Below are 20746 nucleotides of genomic sequence, written 5' to 3'. Positions count from 1 at the left end.
CTGTCTTTAGTGTATAAAAAGCGATAACCCAGCAATACAGAAAAAAGGATGAACTTGTGTTCATCCTTAAGTCTTACGCTTTATGCATCTAATCGAATCTTAACTCCCAGTTTTTCCAGCTGCTGTTCAAGCTTTTTGTAATAATCATCACTTACTCTTCCTCTTGCGCCGCGGAGAATTTCAAGAGCGTAATGGTCAGGCGGGGGCAGCTCCCCTTTTTTATTATAGACATGAAAAGTCAGGACATCTTTGTACATTTTATCCCCTGCCTGAACATTTACAAAGGCAGGACGGTACCATTGTCCGTAAAAACCTTCCCTTTGGAACAGATATTCAACAGCTTCATAGGGAAGTTCATATAGAATCCCTTCAGTGACACCGCCATTTTCTATAATATCTGCCCTTCCTCCATCATCCCTGGAAAACAGGTATTGCATCGAATAACCGTCCAATATTCCCCCGCCGACAATCGTTTTAAAATGGTGATCAACCTTTGCCGTGCAAAACCGTTCATCATCCATGCAGGACCCGTAAGCAAAATAATAGGTCTTCTCCGGCTTATCCTTCATAAGCTGGTAAAGCTTCCAATCTCCGTGAAGAATTGGTTCTGCCAGCAGGTCATCCCGGCAGGAAATATATACAAGTGCATTTACTTCTCCCTTATCCGTATGGACAGTCTGCTCAACCCTGTCGTACAAATTGTCTTTTCTGCCCGGGATATAATCCTCGAGTTCATCCAGATCGGAAAAATGATCCCAATGCACTTCATATAGTTCCCCATACACTTTTTGCTCAAGTGATGGTTTCATAGAGGGATAGCCAAGACCAGTATCATATAATTCACCGTATACCCATGCCTGCTCGGCAATGCAGGGGCTTCCTTTTAAAACAAAGTGATTGGTTTCATGCATTCTTAAGGTTCCATATACAAACAATTTCTGTGTAGACATAAGCAAACATTCCCCCTTGGTTCTCTCTTTTGTTTACTATAGTATCATTTACTGAAGATTCTTTTCAAAAAAAGAAGACGGAGAAACATCTCCGTCATTCCTGGCATTGGCAGGCATCCAAATTTTTAATTACCGGAAGCCTGCAAATTAATTTGTTATTTGAGCTATTATGGTGTGGTGTTATTAAATCCATTTCTTTTTGTTTAGCCTTCATTAAAGCTTCCATTACATACATTTCATCATACATCTGCTCTCGCTCCTTTTCTCATATCCTTAATACCATTTTAATTTCTCAAAAGCTTTATCACATTGGCTATGAGGAGGAGATATTTTAAGCCTTTTGAACGAAAGAAGATGGAAATTGAAAAAACCTGCGGGAGGTTCCCCCGCAGGTTTCATATGCTTATTATTTTAATGTATTAGCATTTTCAATGACTTCTTTAGCCTGTTCACGCAATCTGAACTTCTGAATTTTGCCTGAAGCTGTCATTGGATATTCTTTAATAAATTCTATATAGCGGGGGATTTTATGCCGTGAGATCTTCCCTTTGCAGTAATCGCGAAGTTCTTCAGCCGTTAAGCCAGAGCCTTCCTTAGCTATTACCCAGGCGACCACTTCTTCACCATATACAGCATCAGGAACTCCTACCACCTGAACGTCCAGAATCTGCGGATGAGTATAAAGGAATTCTTCTATTTCACGGGGATAAATATTTTCTCCGCCCCTGATGATCATATCCTTTAATCTGCCTGTGATTTTACAGTATCCGTTCTCATCCATTACAGCAAGATCCCCAGTATGGAGCCAGCCATCCTTATCAATGGCTTCTTTTGTAGCATCCGGATTTTTATAATATCCTTTCATGACATGATAGCCTCTGGTACACATTTCCCCCTGTACGCCAGAAGGGACTTCGTTATTTGTGCCCGGTTCTACAATTTTCACTTCTACATTCGGCAATGCCCTTCCGACAGACTCCACTCTCAGCTCAATCGGATCATCTGTCCGTGTCTGAGTTATGACTGGCGATGACTCTGTTTGTCCATAGGCAATGGTTATTTCGCTTGCGCCCATTTTTTCGATAACGCCTTTCATGACTTCAATTGGACAATTGGAGCCAGCCATTATGCCTGTTCGAAGGGTGGATAGATCAAATTTGCTGAAATCAGGATCATTCAGTTCTGCAATAAACATTGTCGGCACTCCATGAAGGCCTGTACATTTCTCATCCTGGACCGTCTGCAGAACAGCTTTAGGGCTGAATTCCTGCACTGGAACAATGGTGGCGCCAACGGATATGCATGCCATGGTTCCCAGCACACAGCCGAAACAATGGAAAAACGGAACAGGAATACATAATCGGTCATCTGTCGTTAATCGCATACAATTTGCGATATTGTATCCATTATTAACAATGTTATTGTGGGTTAGCATAACCCCTTTCGGAAAGCCTGTCGTTCCGGATGTATATTGCATATTTATGGCATCGTCAGGGTCAAGGCTTTCCATCCGCTCATCGAGTTCACTGTCTGTGACCGATTCGCCCATCCTGATAATATCTTCCCAGCTGTAGGTACCAGGGAAGCGCTTTTCTCCCATGACGATAACGTTTTTTAAGAAAGGAAGCCTCTTGCTTTTCAGCTGCCCCGGTTCGGAATCCTTCAGTTCCGGAACGATGCTGTACAGCATTTCTATGTAAGAGGTGTCTCTGAACTTCTCCATTAGCACAATTGTTGTACTGTCAGATTGCTTTAACAGATATTCAAGTTCAGCAGCTTGATAGTTTGTATTTACGGTTACAAGGACAGCCCCCATCTTGCCTGTAGAAAACTGGCATGTGAGCCATTCTGGCGTATTTGTCGACCATGCGGCAATATGCTCTCCTTTTTCAAGACCCAGCTTCATAAACCCTTTGGCAGCAAGCCTGCAATATTTATTAAACTCCTTATAACTCATTCGGAGCCCGCGATCGGCATAAACTACAGCTTCATGATCAGGGTGAAGGCCGGCTTTCTCCTCCAGGAGCTTCCCTACTGTAAGATTCAATAATTCCGTCATCCAGAAATCCTCCTTGGTATATGATCTAATCATTATGCAAAAGATTTCTCTAAGATGCTGATTTAAAACGCTTACATTTTATGTTAACACATATTGCTGAATATTCAATATTTTCATATAGTGATATTTTATAAATTTTCTTTACCTGAAATTCAATTAAAAAAACTGTCCTTATAAAGGAGCAGCAGGTTAAAGCTGAAAATTCTCACTCGCCTTTAAAAATAAAGACCTTCAAATAGTGATAGTTCTTTTTCTAGGCTTGGCGCTAATTGAACAGCAAAGGGCTTCTCCCCCCTTTTACGAAGAACCTCCATTGTCCTTCCATTCTCGTATAATGGCTGGCAAAAGATGATTTTAACTGAACCAATCAGAATGGAAGCTCTCTTTTCTTTTCCGTCATTGCTAATGTAAACATCAGACCCGGAAGCCGGAATGATTTCCTGCCATGCTGCCGCAGATTTTTCAAAGTCTTTTGAAGCTATATAAACTGCTGCAATTTCTTTAGTGGCAAGCTTCTCATCGATTAGGCCAAGTTGTTCCAGTTCTTCAAATCTATTATCGTCTTCCATGCCCCAGTCGATAAAGAAAGGGTATATATAATCGGGATTTTCCTTTATGAAGAGCATTTTCCAGGAAAGGATGCTTCCATCAGCCCTCTTTCTGCTTCCATCAAAGATTGGAAAAGTCTCAAAGCCCTTTCCCGTTAATTCACTCTGCAGCTTTTCAATATTATTGGTTCGGAAGCAGATTTGGCCGATCCCTTCTCCAAGTCGGATTTCTTCTGTCAGCTGTTTAATAAGCGGATTATCGCTCATTGAGGCAATATGATTCTTTTCAATTGATAAATACTCAAGGTATGAATGCCCAATGTACAAGAGGCTGTTATATGTTCCCCAGTTTTCATGGCTCCCCCCTGATATTGCCTTATATCCTTGATCCCTCCATTTTGCAGCAGCAGCAGCCGGCTCAGCCTTTATAAAGTGGACAATATGATCAAGCGTTACATTCATATGCAGATTCTCCCTTTATTCAGTAGTTATATAAATTTTACCTTTTTCTGTATAACACAGTCTACTGTCTGATAGTGTGAAAAGAATATGCAGAAAAATGTCACCAGAATGTAATAAATCTTTTCTTTATAAAGGGTTCACAAAATCTTAAAAAACCTTTACAATAATAAAAAATAGAATATTCAATCCATTTAACCAGGAGGTATGCATAATGAAAATTATGAGTAATGAGCAGCTGGTCGTCTCGTATCGTGATGCATTAAAGTCAGGGTCTGAAAAGGAATGGATTAGGATATTAAAAACGGAGATTCAAAAACGGGGCTTAAGACCGTTTAAAGAGTAAGTTTCAAAATCCATATTAGTTAGCCAAATACTTAGTGAATATGTAGAGCGGGAGCTATTCCCGCTTTTTTTATTATCTTCGGACGTATGCTGTAAGTTTGTTTGCTTTTTTTATATTTTCATATTCCTCTTCACTTATAACCCCTAATTTCTTTAACAACGCACTATACTGCAGAATTTTCATTTGCCTTCTTTTCAAGGTTATCACCCGCTTTTTAATATACTATTCATAACCTGTACATTGTTTCCTTAATGCAAATAATTTTCCATAACGAAAGCGGAAGCGCCTTGCTCACCCCCGACACCTCGAGGGGGTAGGCGCTGGAGCTGGATGCAGACACTCTTCCACAGAGCTATTAATATCGTTCATTTTTATAGTTTCCTATGCTATTAAAAAAACCAGAGCGGAACTCCACTCTGGTTTCATTAGTTATTAGGCTTCAAAAAGAAGGCTTTCCGGATCTTCAATCAGTTCTTTGACGCGTTTCAGGAATGTTACAGCTTCCTTTCCGTCAACAATGCGGTGGTCATAAGATAGTGCGATGTACATCATTGGACGGTTTTCCATTCTTTCAGCATCTATCGCAACCGGGCGCAGCTGGATGGAGTGCATTCCAAGGATACCAACCTGAGGTCCGTTCAGAATTGGCGTAGACATCATGCTGCCAAATACACCGCCATTTGTGATGGTGAAGCTTCCTCCCTGCAGATCTGAAAGAGCAAGCTTATTGTCTCTTGCCTTCACTGCAAGGTCCATGATATCCTTTTCGATTTCCGCAAAGTTTTTGCGGTCTGCATCACGGACAACCGGAACGACAAGACCTTCAGGAGCTGAAACAGCGATACCAATATCATAGAATTTTTTCAGAACGATTTCATTGCCTTGAATTTCAGCATTTAAGTAAGGATTCTTCTTAAGTGCTGCAACGACCGCTTTGGTGAAGAATGACATGAAGCCAAGCTTTACATCATTTTCTTCAAAGAATTTATCTTTCCGCTTCTTGCGAAGGTTCATTACATTTGTCATGTCCACTTCATTGAATGTGGTCAGCATGGCTGCCGTTTGCTGAACTTCTACCAGGCGATTTGCAATTGTCTGGCGTCGGCGGGACATTTTGATCCGTTCCACTTCTTTTCCGCCTGACGGCTGTTCAGCAGGTTTGGAAGCTGCTGCCGGTTTTGGTGTTTGAGCCTGCTGTTTTGCCTGGTTAGGATTAAAGGATTCAACATCCTGTGTTCTGATTCGACCCAGTGGATCGGCTGTCGGCACCTGGCTTAGATCAATGCCTTTTTCTCTTGCCAGTTTACGTGCTGCCGGTGAAGCGATTGGACGCTGCCCGCCAGTTTTTTCTTCAGCAGCAGGCTGTGCAGGCTGCTCCTCTGTCTTTGGCTCTTCCGCTTTAGCTGCTTCAGGCTTTTCTTCCGCTTTATCCTGTGCAGGTGCAGCTTCTCCGCTTTCATTAACGATAGCAATGGTTTCACCTACGTTAACCGTGTCGCCTTCCTGGGCTTTGATTTCCTGTAAAACTCCGCTGTGTTCAGAAATAATTTCAACATTTACCTTGTCCGTTTCAAGTTCGACAACATAGTCACCTTTAGTAACAGTGTCACCAGGCTGTTTCAGCCACTGTGCCACCGTACCTTCTGTAATGGATTCCGCCAATTCTGGAACTTTGATTTCTGCCACCTTAATTTCCTCCTTCTTGCTTGCGAGTTAGTGATTCATCTATTATACGTGCTTGTTCTTTCTTATGAACAGTCGGGTCGCCTTCTGCCGGGCTTGATCGGCGTTTTCTACCGATGTAGCTGACATCGATATGGCTGCCTGCGATTTCTTTCAGTCTAGGTTCAACGAAATTCCACGCACCCATATTTTTAGGTTCTTCCTGAATCCAGACAATTTCTTCCACATTTGGATAACGTGTTAAGATGTCTTTAATCTGATTCATTGGGAACGGATAGATTTCTTCCACACGTAAAATATGGAACCAATCCTGATCCGGATAGTTTTTCAGGTTTTCGGCTAAATCAATTGTGATCTTTCCTGTTCCAAGAATGATGCGTTTCACTTTTTCATGATTTTGACCTAAACCAGGCTGTTCTATAACCGATCGGAATTCTCCTTCGCTCAATTCCAGTCCATTTGAAGCGACAGTCGGATTGCGCAGCAGACTCTTCGGAGACATGATCACTAACGGACGAACTTCCTCTTTTCCGAGTATAGCAGCCTGCCTTCTTAAAATATGGAAGTACTGTGCTGATGAAGAAAGATTGGCAACTGTCCAGTTATTTTCAGCTGCAAGAGTCAGAAATCTTTCCAGGCGCGCACTTGAATGTTCAGGTCCCTGTCCTTCATAACCATGTGGGAGGAGCATGACTAGACCAGATTTTTGGCCCCATTTTGCACGGCCGGCAGCAATAAACTGGTCAAACATTACCTGTGCTGCGTTGGCAAAATCACCATATTGAGCTTCCCATAAAACAAGCGTTTCCGGGGCAAATACATTATATCCATATTCAAAGCCTACAACAGCGGCTTCAGATAATGGACTATTATGGACAGCGAATGAAGCCTTGGCAGTTGAGAGCTTATGCAAAGGTGAATACGCTTTTCCTGTTGTATGATCATGCAGAACAACGTTTCTTTGAGCAAATGTTCCTCTCTCTGAATCCTGGCCAGTCAGTCTGACAGGTGTACCATCAGATAGGATGGTTGCAAATGCCAGTGTTTCTGCGAGACCCCAATCAATCTTGCCGTCCCCTTCAAGCGCTTCCAATCTTCGCTGCAGAATTTTGCCGAGTTTATCAAATACTTTGAAATCCTCCGGCCATTTTAATAATTCTTCATTGATTTGCTTTAGTTTATCAATTGAAACGGCTGTATTAATTTTTGGCAGACCCTTTTCGACAGTTTCAGGAGGATCGGTTAACTCAGCTTCCTTCTTTTCTTTTGGCACCTTTTCATAGGCTGCCTTCATTTTTTCCAGTACTTCATTATGGACGCCTTCAGCTTCCTCTTTGCTGATGATCTTTTCATTTAAAAGCTTTTCAGCATACAGCGCTTTCACGGTTGGCCGCTTGCGTACAATATTATACATAAGAGGATTCGTCGTCATAGGCTCGTCCATCTCGTTATGTCCAAAACGGCGGTATCCGATTAAGTCGATGAGGATATCCTTCTGGAATTTAGCACGATATTCGCAGGCAATCCTTGCCGCTGCAACTACTGCTTCAGGTTCGTCTGCATTAACGTGCATAATTGGCATTTCATACCCTTTGGCCAGATCACTTGCATATCTGGTAGAGCGTGAATCATGTGATTCTGTTGTGAAACCAATTGTATTATTGGCAATGATATGGATCGAACCGCCAGTATTATAGCCAGTCAGCTGTCCGAGATTAAGTGTTTCTGCTACAATTCCCTGACCAGGGAATGCTGCGTCTCCATGAATGATAATGGATAAAGCAGCTTTTGGATCTACTTCAGGATAACCGGCCTTTGTTCTGTTGTCCTGTGAAGCTCGCGTGTAGCCCTCAACCAGTGAACCTACAAATTCAAGATGGCTCGGATTGTTAGCCAATGTCAGTCTGGCAATGGTCGTATTCTCATCTTTGATCTGTTTATCCAGACCAAGGTGATATTTCACGTCGCCTGTCCAGCCGTAATTGATTCCGATGGATCCTTCAGAAGGAACAAGTTCTTTATTCGGCGCATGCTGGAACTCCGCGAAAATCATTTCATACGGCTTCCCAAGCACATGTGCAAGAACATTTAACCTTCCGCGGTGGGCCATGCCGATGTTAATTGTTTTTGCTCCATCCGAAACGGATTCAGAGACAATTTCATCCAATAAAGGAACCATTGTATCAAGGCCCTCAATGGAGAATCTTTTTTGTCCGACGAAGGTTTTATGAAGGAACTTTTCAAATTCCTCAACTTCAGTCAGTCTTCTTAAAACTTTCAGTTTTTCCGCCTTTTGCATTGACAGCTTGTGGCTGTTCGCACCTATTTTGCGGCGGAGCCAGTCTTTTTCGTTTTCATCAAATATATGCTGGAATTCAAAAGCAATGGGGCCCATATAAGCGCTCTTCAGGAATTCAATTGCTTCAAGTCCGTTGCGTAAAGGATATGTGGCATCTTTAGTAATGACACCAGCAGGGATCTCTTTCAAGTCATTTTCAGTTAAGCCATATTTGCTCAGTTCAAATAAAGCAGCTTCCGATTTATTGTTACCCAGCGGATAAATATCGGCAGCCAAGTGGCCATATGTGCGGATATTATCAGCTAGGCGAATAGCAGCAAGTGTTTTCTCAAGCTGTCCGGCATTCATTGGCTGATTTGCTGATGAAGCGATTTGTGCCGTTCCTTCACTCGCAAGCGGGGAACCATTCTTTTCAAAGTACTCTTTCATTTCAGGATCAATCGATGATGGATCCTCTAAATATCTTTCATAAAGTTCAATAACGTAGCCAAGGTTTGGGCCATGAAATCCCTGTTCAAAAGGTCCCTCACCATTAAATGGCTTTTTCATGGAAAATTACCTCCATAACTGTTTTGTAAGTGAATAATTCAATACGTTTTTTCTCCCTGAAAATACAATACCCATCATTTGAATGAATTAACAATTCATTTTTACGAATAATAATATTTTTCAGAGGATAAAACGTTTCCACAGTTATTCTAACACGTAAAATCTAGTTGTACAAAGATAAAAACATGAATATAGTGGAAAACTATTAAAAAAATTTTTTAGCAATAACTTATTCTAAAAAAATGATTTGTAAAAGGGTAAACATTTATAAATATGAAATAACTTGAACATAAAAAAAGCCGAAATGTTTCGGCTTTAAAAAGTTTCTACCAGGTTTATATAGATTTGTTTCGATTCATTGGTATTTTTTCTGTTTTCTTTTAGGGAAGATTCAATGGCTTCTCTGGTATCTACGGGAAAATCAAAATGACCGCATGTTGTACATTTTTGGAATAAGCTGCCGGCAACATTCACTTCAATGCCATCAATTGTCCGGAAAACGGCTGGCCCATCTGTTTCGGCAAATCTGTGACGGCAGTGACTATGTTCTTGCATAAAAGCTTCCCTCCAAGAAAAAATTATTTTCCTCATTATTATAAAGGAAATATTCTGAACTTTAAAGAGATCTAGCTATAACAGTTTATGCCAGGCTAATTTTAAAAGAATAATATGTGTCTTTTTAAGGCACATTAAAATTATTCAAATTCAGGAGGTTTTTCCATGAATATAGGCAGAGCAAAAGAGATTGCTGAGTCTGCTGAAGTGCACAGTGTCACTTTAAATGGCATACCGATCATCATTCAGCATGTAGATGAGCAGACTAAGACAGCACGCATTTACACAAAAGCAAATTCTGAAAAAGAAATGGATGTGCCGGTTAACGATTTGATTGAAGAATGAATACCCAAAAAAACTTTCCAGAATGTAATGGAAAGTTTTTTTGGTTCAAGATCCTCCTTATTCCTCCTTGAAACAGATATTTAAGGCAGAAGGACTCAAGATGCCTGGCCAGATATTTTTTATAACATGAAATATTCAAAAAAGTGTTGACTCTTAACGGTTTACTGTAGTAAAGTTTAGAGAAAATTTAATATTTGATTTCTTATCCAGAGAGGTCGAGGGTAAGGCCCGACGACGCCTCAGCAACCAGCAATCATATTTTGATTGAAAAGGTGCTAATTCCTGCAAGTTTTTTAGAAACTTGAAAGATAAGAAGAATGGCTGTTCACATTAAAAAGTCTTCTTCTTATAGAAGGCTTTTTTTTATTATGACGAAGGAGTGTTTACCAGCATGTATAATATTGACACCAAATTAGCACAAATCGGAAACAGGAGCGAATCAGCAACAGGTGCAGTCAATCCGCCTGTATACTTTTCCACCGCCTACCGGCATGAAGGCATTGGTCAGTCAACTGGCTTTGACTATAGCCGAACAGGCAATCCTACCCGCCAGCTGCTTGAAAAAGCAATCGCCGATCTGGAAGAAGGCGATCAAGGCTATGCCTGCAGTTCTGGAATGGCTGCCATTCTTACGATTCTTTCCCTCTTTAAATCCGGAGATGAGTGGATTGTTTCCAAGGATTTATACGGCGGAACCTATCGTCTGCTTGAACAGGGCTTCAAAAAATGGGGACTGCAGAGCAAATATGTAAATACGAGCACTCCTGAAAATGTTGAAGAGCTAATCACTGAAAAAACGAAAGCAATATTTCTGGAGACTCCCACTAACCCGCTGATGGAAGAGACAGACATTCAGTTGATAGCTGACATCGCGAAACGGCATAATATCCTGCTGATCGTTGATAACACATTTTACACCCCCCTTCTTCAGCAGCCGTTAAAGCTTGGAGCTGATATTGTCATCCATAGTGCGACGAAGTATCTTGGAGGCCATAATGATGTCCTTGCCGGTTTAGTTGTCGCAAAAGGCAAACAGTTATGTGAGGATCTTGCCATGAACCACAATGCTGCAGGTGCAGTCCTTAGCCCATTTGATTCCTGGCTTTTGATCAGAGGCATGAAGACACTCTCTCTTCGCATGGAACGGCATGAAAAAAATGCCCGGGAGTTAGCGGCTTTCTTATCACACCATGATGCCATAACAGATGTTCTTTATCCAGGCAAGGGAGGAATGATATCTTTCCGGATCCAGGAAGAATCCTGGGTGAATCCTTTTCTGCAGAGCCTCTCCCTAATCTCCTTTGCTGAAAGCCTTGGTGGAGTCGAGAGTTTCATAACATATCCTGCAACACAAACGCATGCGGACATCCCTGAAGAGATCCGCATTGAAACCGGTGTCTGTAACAGGCTTCTGCGTTTCTCGGTTGGAATCGAAAATGCAGAAGATTTGAAGGCGGATCTTGAACATGCTTTTGCAAAGGTTTTAAAGGAGGCAGTACGATGAGTACGAATTACACATTCCAAACGAAATTGCTTCACAATAATCAAAAATTCGACCCGGAAACAGGAGCTGTCAGTGTACCGATCCAGCATGCCTCCACTTTCCATCAAAAAGATATTGATGCGTTCGGAAAATATGATTACAGCCGCAGCCTGAATCCAACAAGGGAAGCACTTGAGGAAGTCATCGCGGAGCTTGAAGAAGGTATTAGAGGGTTTGCCTTTTCTTCCGGAATGGCTGCCATTTCCACAGCATTCCTCCTTTTATCACAGGGAGATCATGTTGTCATTACAGAAGACGTTTATGGCGGAACCTATCGCATGACAACAGAGGTCCTATCCCGTTTTGGCATTGAGCATACATTTGTTGATATGACAAATCTTGAGGAAGTAAAAGAAGCAATCCGTCCCAACACGAAAGTTTTCTATGTAGAGACTCCTTCCAATCCGCTGCTGAAGGTGACAGATATCCAGGCCATCAGTTCACTGGCAAGACAGCATGGAGCCCTGACATTTGTGGATAACACATTCCTGACCCCTGCTCTTCAAAAACCGCTCTCTTTAGGGGCAGATATCGTGCTGCATAGCGCAACCAAATTTTTATCCGGACACAGTGACGTCGTTGCCGGCTTAGCTGTTGTGAAGGATCCTGAATTAGGAGCAAGACTGGCTTTTCTCCAAAATTCCTTTGGAGCTGTTCTGGGTGTACAGGATGCCTGGCTTGTCTTGAGAGGCATTAAAACGCTGCAGGTTAGGCTCGATCAGTCTGTGAGATCAGCTGAGAAGATTGCCCGTTTCCTTCATGATCACCCTGCAGTAAAGAAGGTTCATTATCCCGGTTTTGCTGAACATCCCGGCTATGAAATCCAGAAGAAGCAGGCTGTGAACGCAGGTGCTGTTCTTTCTTTTGAACTTGAAGATGAAAAGTCGATGAGAGTATTTGTGGAAAATGTTAAAATTCCTGTTTTTGCAGTAAGTCTCGGAGCAGTTGAATCCATCCTCTCCTACCCTGCCAAAATGTCGCACGCAGCCATTCCTCCATCTGAAAGAGAACAGCGCGGAATAACAGACAGTCTTCTCCGTCTTTCTGTTGGCCTGGAGAGCGCAGAGGATATTATAGAAGATTTCAAGGCAGCTTTATCTGCAGCCGGACAAACAAAGCAATCCATTTTACAGCGGGGGTGATACTTTGAGTTTCCTGGATAAATTAAAGAATGAAATCATCATAGCAGATGGCGCGATGGGAACTCTTCTTTACTCCTATGGCACCGACAGCTGTTTTGAGGAATTAAATCTATCGCAATCTGAGCAGATCCAGCACATCCATGAAGCGTACATAGGCGCAGGGGCTGAATTGATCCAAACCAATACGTATGCGGCGAATTATCTGAAGCTGCAGCGGTATGGGCTTGAAGACTCGGTGAAAGAGATTAACAGTGCGGCAGCCCGGATTGCCAAAAAAGCTGCCGGGGGACGCGCATATGTTGCCGGTACAATCGGCGGGATCAGAGGGTTCAAACCGAACATGATTACACTGGAGGAAATAAAAAGAAGCTTCCGTGAGCAGCTTTATTGTCTGCTGCTTGAGGATGTAGATGGTATTTTGCTTGAAACCTATTATGATCTGGAAGAACTTGAGACGGTTCTGGCTATAGCCAGAAAAGAAACCGATTTGCCGATTATCGCACAGGTTTCACTTCAGGAAGCTGGAGTTCTTCAGAACCAGACTCCTATAGCAGATGCTTTAACAAAGCTTGACGGCATTGGGGCGGATGTTGTGGGAATCAATTGCAGGCTTGGCCCCCATCATATGCTGAAAACGCTCGAAAGTGTACCTTTGCCAAAACATGCCTACCTATCTGCATATCCAAATGCCAGCATTCCAGCTTATACGGACGGCAAATTTCACTATGAAGGTGATGCGGAATATTTCCGGCAGTCCGCAATAGAATTCCGGAATCAGGGTGTACGCCTTCTTGGAGGGTGCTGCGGAACAACACCTGACCATATCAAGGCATTTGCTGATGTGTTAAAAGGACTACCTCCAATCGAGGAAAAAGAAATAAAGGCAGTTAATAAAGTCATTGTTTCAGAGAAACCGGAATCATCCAGAGAACTCCCTCCTCTTCAGGATATTGTGAGAGAAAGGCCATCGGTAATTGTTGAGCTGGACCCGCCAAGGAAGCTTGATACTGCCCGCTTTTTCGAAGGTGCAAAAGCATTAAAGGAAGCTGGAATCGATTCTATTACTCTTGCAGATAATTCCCTTGCTTCACCAAGAGTATGCAACTCTGCACTTGGCTATCTTGTCAAGCAGCAGACCGGATTGCGCCCCCTTGTTCATGTAACCTGCAGGGATCGAAATATAATTGGGCTTCAATCCCATTTAATGGGTCTTCATGCCCTCGGGTTAAATGATATTCTAGCCGTAACGGGAGACCCTGCCCGTGTCGGTGACTTTCCTGGAGCCTCTTCTGTTTATGATGTGTCTTCATTTGAATTGATCAGTATGATCAAGCAGTTAAATGAAGGATTATCGTTTTCAGGGAAAGACCTGGGCCAGAAAGCGGCCTTTTCAGTTGCAGGCGCTTTTAACCCTAATGTCCGCTCTTTGGAAAAAGCGGTTGGGCGACTCGAGAAGAAAATGGAGCATGGTGCGGACTATTTTATCTCGCAGCCTGTTTTCTCTGAAGAAAAGCTGCTTGAGGTTCATGAGGCTGTGAAAGATTTAAAAGCACCAGTCTATATCGGCTTAATGCCTCTTACAGGCAGCCGGAATGCAGAGTTTCTTCATAATGAAGTTCCGGGAATCAAAATTTCCGACAGTATCAGAAGCAGGATGGCTTTATTAAAGGATGATCCAGCACGAGCTGGTGCTGAAGGCATTGCCATTGCCAAGTCGCTGATCGATGCTGCGGCAGAGCTGTTTAATGGCATTTATCTTATCACTCCATTTATGCGCTATGAAATGACTGTCGAGCTATCAAACTATGCCCGTGAGACAACCGAACGGCTTTCAAGGAGGAAACAGCATGCATAAACCATCACTGCAGGAGCAGCTAAAAAAGAAGATTCTGATCATGGACGGAGCAATGGGCACCATGCTTCAGAGAGCCAATCTTTCAGCGGATGATTTTGGCGGAGAAGAATATGAAGGCTGCAACGAGAATTTGAATATTACGGCTCCATCGGTTATTGAACATATTCACCTTGAATATTTAAAAGCCGGCGCTGACATTATTGAAACCAACACCTTTGGGGCCACAAGCATTGTTCTCGCTGATTACGATCTGGAAGAAAAAGCTTATGAATTGAATAAGATTGCTGTTGAAATTGCCAGAGAAGCTGCAGAACGCATGTCTACTCCTGAATGGCCGAGATATGTGGCAGGCGCGATGGGGCCAACGACGAAGACGCTTAGTGTTACCGGCGGTTCTACGTTTGAAGACATGATAGCAGCTTATGAAGAGCAGGCCAGAGGGTTAATGGACGGCGGAGCAGATCTTCTTCTTCTGGAAACCAGTCAGGATATGCTGAATGTGAAGGCTGGTTTTATCGGCATTGAAAAGGCATCAAAAAAGACGGGAATAAAAATTCCGCTCATTGTTTCGGGAACAATTGAACCGATGGGCACGACCCTTGCAGGCCAATCAATTGAAGCCTTTTATATTTCGCTTGAACATATGAAGCCTCTGGCAGTTGGACTCAACTGTGCGACAGGTCCCGAATTCATGCAGGACCATATCCGTTCTCTGTCAGGCTTGGCATCCACTGCAGTCAGCTGCTATCCCAATGCAGGATTGCCTGATGAAGAAGGACAGTACCATGAAACTCCCGAATCACTGGCAAGCAAGCTTGAGGGATTTGCCAAGGAAGGCTGGCTGAATATTGTAGGCGGCTGCTGCGGAACCACACCTGAACATATCCAGGCAATTGCTGAGTCGGTTAAAGATTATAAACCAAGGAATTATGAGGGGAATTCCCTGCATAAAGTTTCCGGAATTGAACCTCTGATTTATGATGATCCAACTTTAAGACCCATAATGGTCGGAGAACGAACAAATGTAATTGGCTCCCGCAAGTTTAAAAGGCTGATTGCAGAAGGAAAGTTCGAGGAGGCTGCTGAGATAGGCCGTGCCCAGGTAAAAGGCGGTGCCCATGTTATTGATATTTGCCTGGCAGATCCTGATCGTGATGAAATGCAGGATGTTGAGAATTTTATCAAGGAATTAGTGAAAAAAATCAAAGTTCCGCTCGTGATCGATTCAACAGATGAAAAAGTGATCGAAAAAGCTCTCACCTATTCACAGGGTAAAGCCATCATAAATTCGATTAATCTGGAGGATGGCGAAGAACGCTTTGAGGCGATTGCCCCTCTCATTCACCGCTATGGTGCTGCTGTAGTTGTCGGAACAATTGATGAAGAAGGCATGGGTGTTACGGCTGAACGTAAACTTGAGATTGCAAAGCGTTCTCATGATTTGCTTGTAAATAAATATCATATCCCGCCTCAGGATCTTATTTTTGACCCCCTCGTCTTCCCTGTCGGCACTGGGGATGAGCAATACATCGGGTCTGCAAAGGCTACAGTAGAAGGAATCAGACTTATTAAAGAGGCTCTGCCGGAGGTTCAAACCATTTTGGGAATCAGTAATGTATCCTTCGGCCTCCCTCCTGTCGGCAGGGAAATTTTAAATTCTGTATTTTTGTATCACTGCACCCAGGCAGGCCTGGATTATGCGATAGTGAACACGGAGAAACTCGAAAGATTTGCTTCCATTTCTAAGGAAGAGATCTTAATGGCTGAAAAGCTGCTTTTTGAAACTACTGATGAATCACTTGCCATTTTCACTGATTTTTACCGGGATAAGAAAAAAGAAAGCAAAAGTATTCTTCCGGATATGACACTTGAGGAGCGCCTAGCCTATTATATTCTCGAAGGAACAAAAGAAGGGCTGCTGCCGGATCTCGAACTTGCTCTCCAGGAATATCCTGCTCCGCTAGATATTATTAATGGGCCTTTAATGAATGGAATGAAGGAAGTCGGTAGATTGTTCAATGATAATCAGCTGATTGTTGCAGAGGTTCTGCAGAGCGCCGAGGTTATGAAAGCATCTGTCGCTTATCTTGAACCCTATATGGAAAAAGGTGTCGCTCAATCTTCAGCCAAGGGGAAAATCATCCTGGCGACCGTTAAAGGCGATGTTCATGATATAGGAAAAAATCTTGTGGATATTATTTTAAGCAATAATGGATATGAAGTGATAGATTTGGGAATCAAGGTCTCCCCTGCTGAACTGATTGAAAACATCAGGCGTGAGAATCCGGATATGGTCGGTCTATCGGGGCTCCTAGTCAAATCAGCACAGCAAATGGTCATCACGGCCCATGATATGAAACAGGCTGGCATCGATATCCCGATTTTAGTAGGCGGCGCAGCCCTTTCAAGGAAATTTACTGATACTAAAATTTCCAAGGAATATGACGGTCTCGTGCTTTATGCTAAGGATGCGATGAACGGTCTCTCTTTAGCCAATCAGCTTCAGGAGCCTGAAGAAGCTGAGAAACTGCGAACCCAGCAGGAGGAAAAACAGGCAGCAGCGCTTAATGCGGTACCTTATGACCGCGGATCAGTGGCAGTTGCAGTAAAGCCTAAACCAACAGTAAGCACACAAGTACCTGTATTTGTTCCAAAAGATTTAAAACGGCATTTGTTGAAATCATATTCCCTTTCACATATTGAACCGTACATTAACAAGCAGATGCTGATTGGCCATCACCTTGGCTTAAAAGGAAACCTGCAAAAGCTGCTTGCGGAAAAAGATGAAAAAGCCATTAAAATTAACGCAATGGTTGATGAACTGATTGCTGAAGCAAAAGAGAAAAACTGGATTGAGCCTAAAGCAGTTTATCAATTCTTCCCTGCCCAGTCAGATGGAGATAAGGTGTTTATTTATGCAAAGGATGAAAAGACCGTCATTGAGACATTTGAATTTCCGCGCCAGGAAACAGAGCCATTCTTATGTCTGGCAGATTTCCTTAAATCAAAAGAAAGCGGTCAAATGGATTATGTTTCCTTCTTTACTGTGACAGCCGGGAAAGGAATACGCGGTATAGCAGACCGTTTAAAAGCTGAAGGCAGATTCCTGGAAAGCCATGCCCTGCAGTCGCTGGCTTTGGAGACGGCTGAAGGTCTTGCTGAGCTGATCCATCGCCAAATCCGTGATCGCTGGGGATTCCCTGATCCGGTTGAAATGACGATGAAAGACCGTTTTGCAGCGAAATACCAGGGGCAGCGCTTTTCGTATGGCTATCCTGCATGCCCTGATCTTGAAGACCAGAAAAAGCTGTTTAAGCTTATACAACCTGAGGATATAGGAGTTCAGCTTACTGAAGAATGTATGATGGAACCTGAGGCTTCTGTATCTGCAATGGTGTTTGCCCATCCGGAAGCCAGATATTTTAATGTTTTGAGATAATAGGATACCCGGCATGTAAAATTGCCGGGTATTTGCATTTTACTTTTCACAGCCTTTACAATCAATACATAGCAAGGAGGTTAATTTTATGAATGTCCTTTGGGATTTAGATGGCACGATTCTGGATACTTGGCCCACTTTGGTTCAGGCATTTATCGGCATATCAGGCAAAGAACTGGATCCTCAGGAAGTTCTTCCGTTCCTGAAAAACGGGACAGCATATCAGAAATTTGATGTTCCTCCAGAAAAAATTGCTCATTTTCGTCAAATGGAAGCTACTTTTAAGCATGATGAAAAGCCATTGTTTCCTTTTGTAAGGAAAATATTAGAGCAAAATAATGTAAACGTGCTGGTAACCCACCGTAACCGGCAATCAACGGAGGAGCTGCTGGAGTATTGGAGACTTACTTCCTATTTCGAAGAAGTAATCTGCCCTGAATTTGATGGTTTCTCCTTAAAGCCCCATCCGGAATCCTATGAATATCTGCACCGGCGTTATCACATTGATTTGGCCATTGGCGACCAGGATACAGATTTAATGCCTGCCAGACAGATCAGCATCAGTACCTGTGCGTTTCGCAATCCTAATCCCTATGCAGACTTTGAGATTGATTGTTATTCCAAATTTGAAATTGGGATAAAAGGAAACAGGACTTCACCAAGGTGAAGTCCCAGTTTGCTTCTGAGTGAGCTAATTTGCTGATTTTCGTGTATTAATCCTGATTACTCTGTCCGTTTTTGAGTCAAACTCAATATCAATGTATAAACCGAACTCTTTGCCGCCATCCTCTATCCAAAGCTTGAATCTTTCGATATCTGTCGTTTGTCTCTTTTCTCTGCCGATATGCAGGTAGTCAAGGATTTTAGCTCTTGGGTATTTCTCTTTTGCTGTTTCCATAGCAAGTCTGCCCCATTTTGCATAGGCTGGTTCCGGTCTCTCTGCATAGGCTTCTCCAGTGATTGCCCGAATGGGAATGTATTCTGATAAGAACATCAATACCATAAGGCTGATCATTAATTTCTTCATCTTAAACCTCTTTCCGGGAAGTATCCTAATTGCTATTGACGCTATTCATAGTTTCTTCCTTCATCCGTTCTTCTTCTTCTTCCACACAGATATAAGCAATTTGTTCCTCCATTAAGTGATGGAGTATATCCTTATCATCTGTACACTGAACGTCTTTTCTTTTTTGCATTTTCATCTCTCCTCTCCCCTGTTCATAAAGGTTTTTTAAATCCATTCGCTAACCTGAATATTGTTTTTTTATCCACAAAGATGAGGTGGAAAACATACATGAAGATCGACTTCAGCAAAAACAGCATAAACAGCTTCATCTGTGAAAAACGCCGTAGTTTCCATATTCCGATTTTTTTGAACCAAGTATAAAAAGGATAGGCGAAAAAGGCATCGACCACAGTGTTCAAAAGAATATAAAACAGTGGTTTTCCATAAGTCAGTTTTAATATCCATATGGACCCTGCAAAAAATGGTCCTAAAACCAATGGCAGTTCACCACTGAGCTTTGGATGAAATCGAGTCTTAATCGTCCACCATTTGTTTTTTTCAGCTATAACCCCTTCTATCAATACATAAAACCCCATAAATAGGGCAGCAGGATAAAATCGTTTAAAATCCTTTTTGCCTATAAATGGAACACTCAGCCAGGAAAGGAGTATTATCAGCACCAGATATAGCTTCTTTTTCATCTTACCCCACCTTTTTTTAAAGGTTTTGTATTTAGAGGAAATTTATTCTCCTTTTTGCGGGTTTTCGAAAATTGCTTGAAATTCGTGTTTTGAAAGTTCCAATATGTGTAATAGATTAACAAGCATAGAAGGAGTTGATCAGCATGCTGACAATGTACAAGTGCAAGAATTTCAATAAAACGGGTAAAATTCAGCTTCCCAGCAAGTGGCGCAGCCAATTTGGCCTTTTGCCGGGAAAACTGGCTGATCTTCGCTTCGACCATGATCAAATTATTATTGAAAGAGCCAATTTAAAATCAACCCACAATAAAAGACTTATTTCAGAAAATGGCTCCATCCATATCCCAAAAGAACTTCAGCAGCTGCTGGATATAACAGAGGAAGAAGAATATTGCCTGTATATTGATGAGGAAGATAAGAGTTTTGTCCTAAAGTTGATTTCAGAAAACTAAAAAGCCGCAGCCAGTTTCTCAGCAGCAGCTTTTTAACAGATATATTTTCCAGTAAGATTCGTAAGTGCCATGCAAAACTTATCCCAGCCATTAGGGAAAGACTGTATCCCCTGACTCTCAAAAATATTTTCCTTCGTGACCAGCTTTATGGACCATGTCACACTATCCATTAAAATCCCTGGATTTTTGTATTCCCTATGCCACTTCCAAATTTTCAGCCGGTATAATTCTTTTTTGAATTCTTCAATGCTTCCTGATGCTCTCGGCAGCGCATTTCTTGATGAAAAATTACTTAAATGCCATTCAAAATAAACAAAACGCCCATTGATGAAATCCACTTCAATTTTGTACCATGGCCCCGGATAACCGCCGAGGCTGACGCTCAAAAGAATGGGATCTTTATCAGGGTCAATCGTGACAATATTGTTTTTAATATGGAAAAGCTCTCTTTTCCTGCTGATGACTGATTTTACATGTGATAATTCAACAGGTTTTGCGCCGGTTCTCTGAAAGTTGCTCAGCCTATTCATTTCATCCAGCAGAGAAGGGATGGATATAGCCCCCTTTTCCTCCAGGATATCTAAAATATTCTCGAAAATACTCATTTATCTTCCTCCATCAAAAACCAGGGTAGGTTTATCGCAGTCTAACGGGCAGTATGACCCCAACATCAAGATTCTGATGAATCAAAGGAGGATAAGTGGGTGTCAAACTGCCCATAAAGGCCGAAAAGCGAACAAAGACTAAGAACGCCACATCCTCCCAAAAGCTGCCGCTTTCGGTCGTGCGATGTATCGCCGTAGCTTTCCTTGTCC

The 20746-nt window shown here is 42.4% G+C and carries 19 protein-coding genes and 1 riboswitch; of the genes, 8 read left to right on the top strand and 11 right to left on the bottom strand.

Features of this window, described 5'->3' with window-relative positions; genetic code table 11:
* Window positions 1–80 precede the first annotated feature (80 nt).
* The 4 genes from NYE23_RS09165 to NYE23_RS09150 all read right to left on the bottom strand — a co-directional run bounded on the left by NYE23_RS09165 (window position 81) and on the right by NYE23_RS09150 (window position 4019).
* Window positions 81–950 (bottom strand): gamma-glutamylcyclotransferase, encoded by an 870-nt coding sequence (locus NYE23_RS09165; RefSeq protein WP_341077269.1) that lies wholly within the window; start codon window positions 948–950, stop codon window positions 81–83.
* 94 nt (window positions 951–1044) lie between these two features.
* On the bottom strand, window positions 1045–1197 hold the full coding sequence (locus tag NYE23_RS09160) for a hypothetical protein (protein WP_341077268.1): 153 nt from the start codon (window positions 1195–1197) through the stop codon (window positions 1045–1047).
* A gap of 159 nt (window positions 1198–1356) precedes the next feature.
* Complete coding sequence (locus NYE23_RS09155; protein WP_341077267.1) at window positions 1357–3009, bottom strand: AMP-binding protein; 1653 nt, start codon at window positions 3007–3009, stop codon at window positions 1357–1359.
* Between the two features lie 215 nt (window positions 3010–3224).
* Entirely contained in the window at window positions 3225–4019 is a 795-nt protein-coding gene (locus NYE23_RS09150) for a VOC family protein (RefSeq protein ID WP_341077265.1), read from the bottom strand.
* Window positions 4020–4230: 211 nt separating this feature from the next.
* Here NYE23_RS09150 and sda point away from each other — a divergent pair, with 211 nt between their 5' ends.
* A complete protein-coding gene (gene sda / locus NYE23_RS09145) occupies window positions 4231–4362 on the top strand; it encodes a sporulation histidine kinase inhibitor Sda (RefSeq protein ID WP_035330849.1) in 132 nt (43 codons plus the stop codon).
* A 432-nt stretch (window positions 4363–4794) separates the two neighbouring features.
* Here sda and odhB read toward each other — a convergent pair whose 3' ends face one another.
* The 3 genes from odhB to NYE23_RS09130 form a co-directional block, all read right to left on the bottom strand.
* Complete coding sequence (gene odhB / locus NYE23_RS09140; RefSeq protein WP_341077263.1) at window positions 4795–6048, bottom strand: 2-oxoglutarate dehydrogenase complex dihydrolipoyllysine-residue succinyltransferase; 1254 nt, start codon at window positions 6046–6048, stop codon at window positions 4795–4797.
* Between the two features lies 1 nt (window position 6049).
* On the bottom strand, window positions 6050–8893 hold the full coding sequence (gene sucA / locus NYE23_RS09135) for a 2-oxoglutarate dehydrogenase E1 component (RefSeq protein WP_341077262.1): 2844 nt from the start codon (window positions 8891–8893) through the stop codon (window positions 6050–6052).
* 315 nt (window positions 8894–9208) lie between these two features.
* Window positions 9209–9448 (bottom strand): hypothetical protein, encoded by a 240-nt coding sequence (locus tag NYE23_RS09130; protein WP_048011627.1) that lies wholly within the window; start codon window positions 9446–9448, stop codon window positions 9209–9211.
* 165 nt (window positions 9449–9613) lie between these two features.
* Here NYE23_RS09130 and NYE23_RS09125 point away from each other — a divergent pair, with 165 nt between their 5' ends.
* From NYE23_RS09125 to NYE23_RS09100, 6 genes are all read left to right on the top strand, one after another.
* Window positions 9614–9793, top strand: a complete 180-nt coding sequence (locus NYE23_RS09125; RefSeq protein ID WP_341077260.1) for an H-type small acid-soluble spore protein — start codon at window positions 9614–9616, stop codon at window positions 9791–9793.
* A 199-nt stretch (window positions 9794–9992) separates the two neighbouring features.
* Window positions 9993–10108, top strand: a riboswitch (SAM riboswitch).
* 76 nt (window positions 10109–10184) lie between these two features.
* Window positions 10185–11297, top strand: coding sequence for a methionine biosynthesis PLP-dependent protein (locus NYE23_RS09120; RefSeq protein ID WP_341077258.1), 1113 nt, complete (start codon window positions 10185–10187; stop codon window positions 11295–11297).
* Window positions 11294–12478 (top strand): cystathionine beta-lyase, encoded by a 1185-nt coding sequence (gene metC / locus NYE23_RS09115; RefSeq protein WP_341077255.1) that lies wholly within the window; start codon window positions 11294–11296, stop codon window positions 12476–12478. Before NYE23_RS09120 ends, metC begins: the two co-directional genes overlap by 4 nt.
* A gap of 4 nt (window positions 12479–12482) precedes the next feature.
* Complete coding sequence (locus NYE23_RS09110; RefSeq protein ID WP_341077253.1) at window positions 12483–14333, top strand: bifunctional homocysteine S-methyltransferase/methylenetetrahydrofolate reductase; 1851 nt, start codon at window positions 12483–12485, stop codon at window positions 14331–14333.
* On the top strand, window positions 14326–17772 hold the full coding sequence (gene metH / locus NYE23_RS09105) for a methionine synthase (protein ID WP_341077251.1): 3447 nt from the start codon (window positions 14326–14328) through the stop codon (window positions 17770–17772). The genes NYE23_RS09110 and metH overlap by 8 nt, the downstream gene beginning before the upstream one ends.
* 88 nt (window positions 17773–17860) lie before the next feature.
* Window positions 17861–18439 carry an HAD hydrolase-like protein gene (locus NYE23_RS09100; RefSeq protein ID WP_341077248.1) on the top strand — a complete coding sequence of 193 codons (579 nt, stop codon included), beginning with the start codon at window positions 17861–17863 and terminating at the stop codon, window positions 18437–18439.
* A gap of 24 nt (window positions 18440–18463) precedes the next feature.
* On the opposite strand, the gene NYE23_RS09095 is transcribed toward NYE23_RS09100, so the two are convergent.
* Genes NYE23_RS09095 through NYE23_RS09085 form a run of 3 tightly spaced genes read right to left on the bottom strand, consistent with a single transcriptional unit; the run spans window position 18464 to window position 19479 of the window.
* Entirely contained in the window at window positions 18464–18799 is a 336-nt protein-coding gene (locus NYE23_RS09095) for a DUF3889 domain-containing protein (RefSeq protein WP_341077246.1), read from the bottom strand.
* A gap of 25 nt (window positions 18800–18824) precedes the next feature.
* Window positions 18825–18968, bottom strand: a complete 144-nt coding sequence (locus NYE23_RS09090) for a hypothetical protein (protein WP_341077243.1) — start codon at window positions 18966–18968, stop codon at window positions 18825–18827.
* A 22-nt stretch (window positions 18969–18990) separates the two neighbouring features.
* Window positions 18991–19479 carry a hypothetical protein gene (locus tag NYE23_RS09085; protein ID WP_341077242.1) on the bottom strand — a complete coding sequence of 163 codons (489 nt, stop codon included), beginning with the start codon at window positions 19477–19479 and terminating at the stop codon, window positions 18991–18993.
* Window positions 19480–19622: 143 nt separating this feature from the next.
* Between NYE23_RS09085 and NYE23_RS09080 the strand changes: the two genes are divergently transcribed.
* A complete protein-coding gene (locus NYE23_RS09080) occupies window positions 19623–19931 on the top strand; it encodes a hypothetical protein (protein WP_341077239.1) in 309 nt (102 codons plus the stop codon).
* A gap of 32 nt (window positions 19932–19963) precedes the next feature.
* On the opposite strand, the gene NYE23_RS09075 is transcribed toward NYE23_RS09080, so the two are convergent.
* A complete protein-coding gene (locus NYE23_RS09075; protein ID WP_341077237.1) occupies window positions 19964–20536 on the bottom strand; it encodes a hypothetical protein in 573 nt (190 codons plus the stop codon).
* Window positions 20537–20746 lie beyond the last annotated feature (210 nt).

It is taken from the genome of Cytobacillus sp. FSL H8-0458, assembly GCF_038002165.1.
Classification (GTDB): Bacteria; Bacillota; Bacilli; order Bacillales; family Cytobacillaceae; genus Cytobacillus.
The sequence above is the reverse complement of the archived record's forward strand: the minus strand, read 5'-3'. Positions and strand labels throughout refer to the sequence as shown.

Bases quoted from the DNA above. Each gene is read 5' to 3' on its own strand.
- NYE23_RS09100 (WP_341077248.1), top strand. From the start codon at position 17,861: ATGAATGTCCTTTGGGATTTAGATGGCACGATTCTGGATACTTGGCCC.
- NYE23_RS09165 (WP_341077269.1), bottom strand. From the start codon at position 950: ATGTCTACACAGAAATTGTTTGTATATGGAACCTTAAGAATGCATGAA.
- NYE23_RS09120 (WP_341077258.1), top strand. From the start codon at position 10,185: ATGTATAATATTGACACCAAATTAGCACAAATCGGAAACAGGAGCGAA.
- metC (WP_341077255.1), top strand. From the start codon at position 11,294: ATGAGTACGAATTACACATTCCAAACGAAATTGCTTCACAATAATCAA.
- NYE23_RS09130 (WP_048011627.1), bottom strand. From the start codon at position 9,448: ATGCAAGAACATAGTCACTGCCGTCACAGATTTGCCGAAACAGATGGG.
- sucA (WP_341077262.1), bottom strand. From the start codon at position 8,893: ATGAAAAAGCCATTTAATGGTGAGGGACCTTTTGAACAGGGATTTCAT.
- NYE23_RS09160 (WP_341077268.1), bottom strand. From the start codon at position 1,197: ATGTATGATGAAATGTATGTAATGGAAGCTTTAATGAAGGCTAAACAA.
- NYE23_RS09080 (WP_341077239.1), top strand. From the start codon at position 19,623: ATGCTGACAATGTACAAGTGCAAGAATTTCAATAAAACGGGTAAAATT.
- NYE23_RS09090 (WP_341077243.1), bottom strand. From the start codon at position 18,968: ATGCAAAAAAGAAAAGACGTTCAGTGTACAGATGATAAGGATATACTC.
- NYE23_RS09085 (WP_341077242.1), bottom strand. From the start codon at position 19,479: ATGAAAAAGAAGCTATATCTGGTGCTGATAATACTCCTTTCCTGGCTG.
- NYE23_RS09155 (WP_341077267.1), bottom strand. From the start codon at position 3,009: ATGACGGAATTATTGAATCTTACAGTAGGGAAGCTCCTGGAGGAGAAA.
- sda (WP_035330849.1), top strand. From the start codon at position 4,231: ATGAAAATTATGAGTAATGAGCAGCTGGTCGTCTCGTATCGTGATGCA.
- metH (WP_341077251.1), top strand. From the start codon at position 14,326: ATGCATAAACCATCACTGCAGGAGCAGCTAAAAAAGAAGATTCTGATC.
- NYE23_RS09125 (WP_341077260.1), top strand. From the start codon at position 9,614: ATGAATATAGGCAGAGCAAAAGAGATTGCTGAGTCTGCTGAAGTGCAC.
- NYE23_RS09095 (WP_341077246.1), bottom strand. From the start codon at position 18,799: ATGAAGAAATTAATGATCAGCCTTATGGTATTGATGTTCTTATCAGAA.
- NYE23_RS09150 (WP_341077265.1), bottom strand. From the start codon at position 4,019: ATGAATGTAACGCTTGATCATATTGTCCACTTTATAAAGGCTGAGCCG.
- NYE23_RS09075 (WP_341077237.1), bottom strand. From the start codon at position 20,536: ATGAGTATTTTCGAGAATATTTTAGATATCCTGGAGGAAAAGGGGGCT.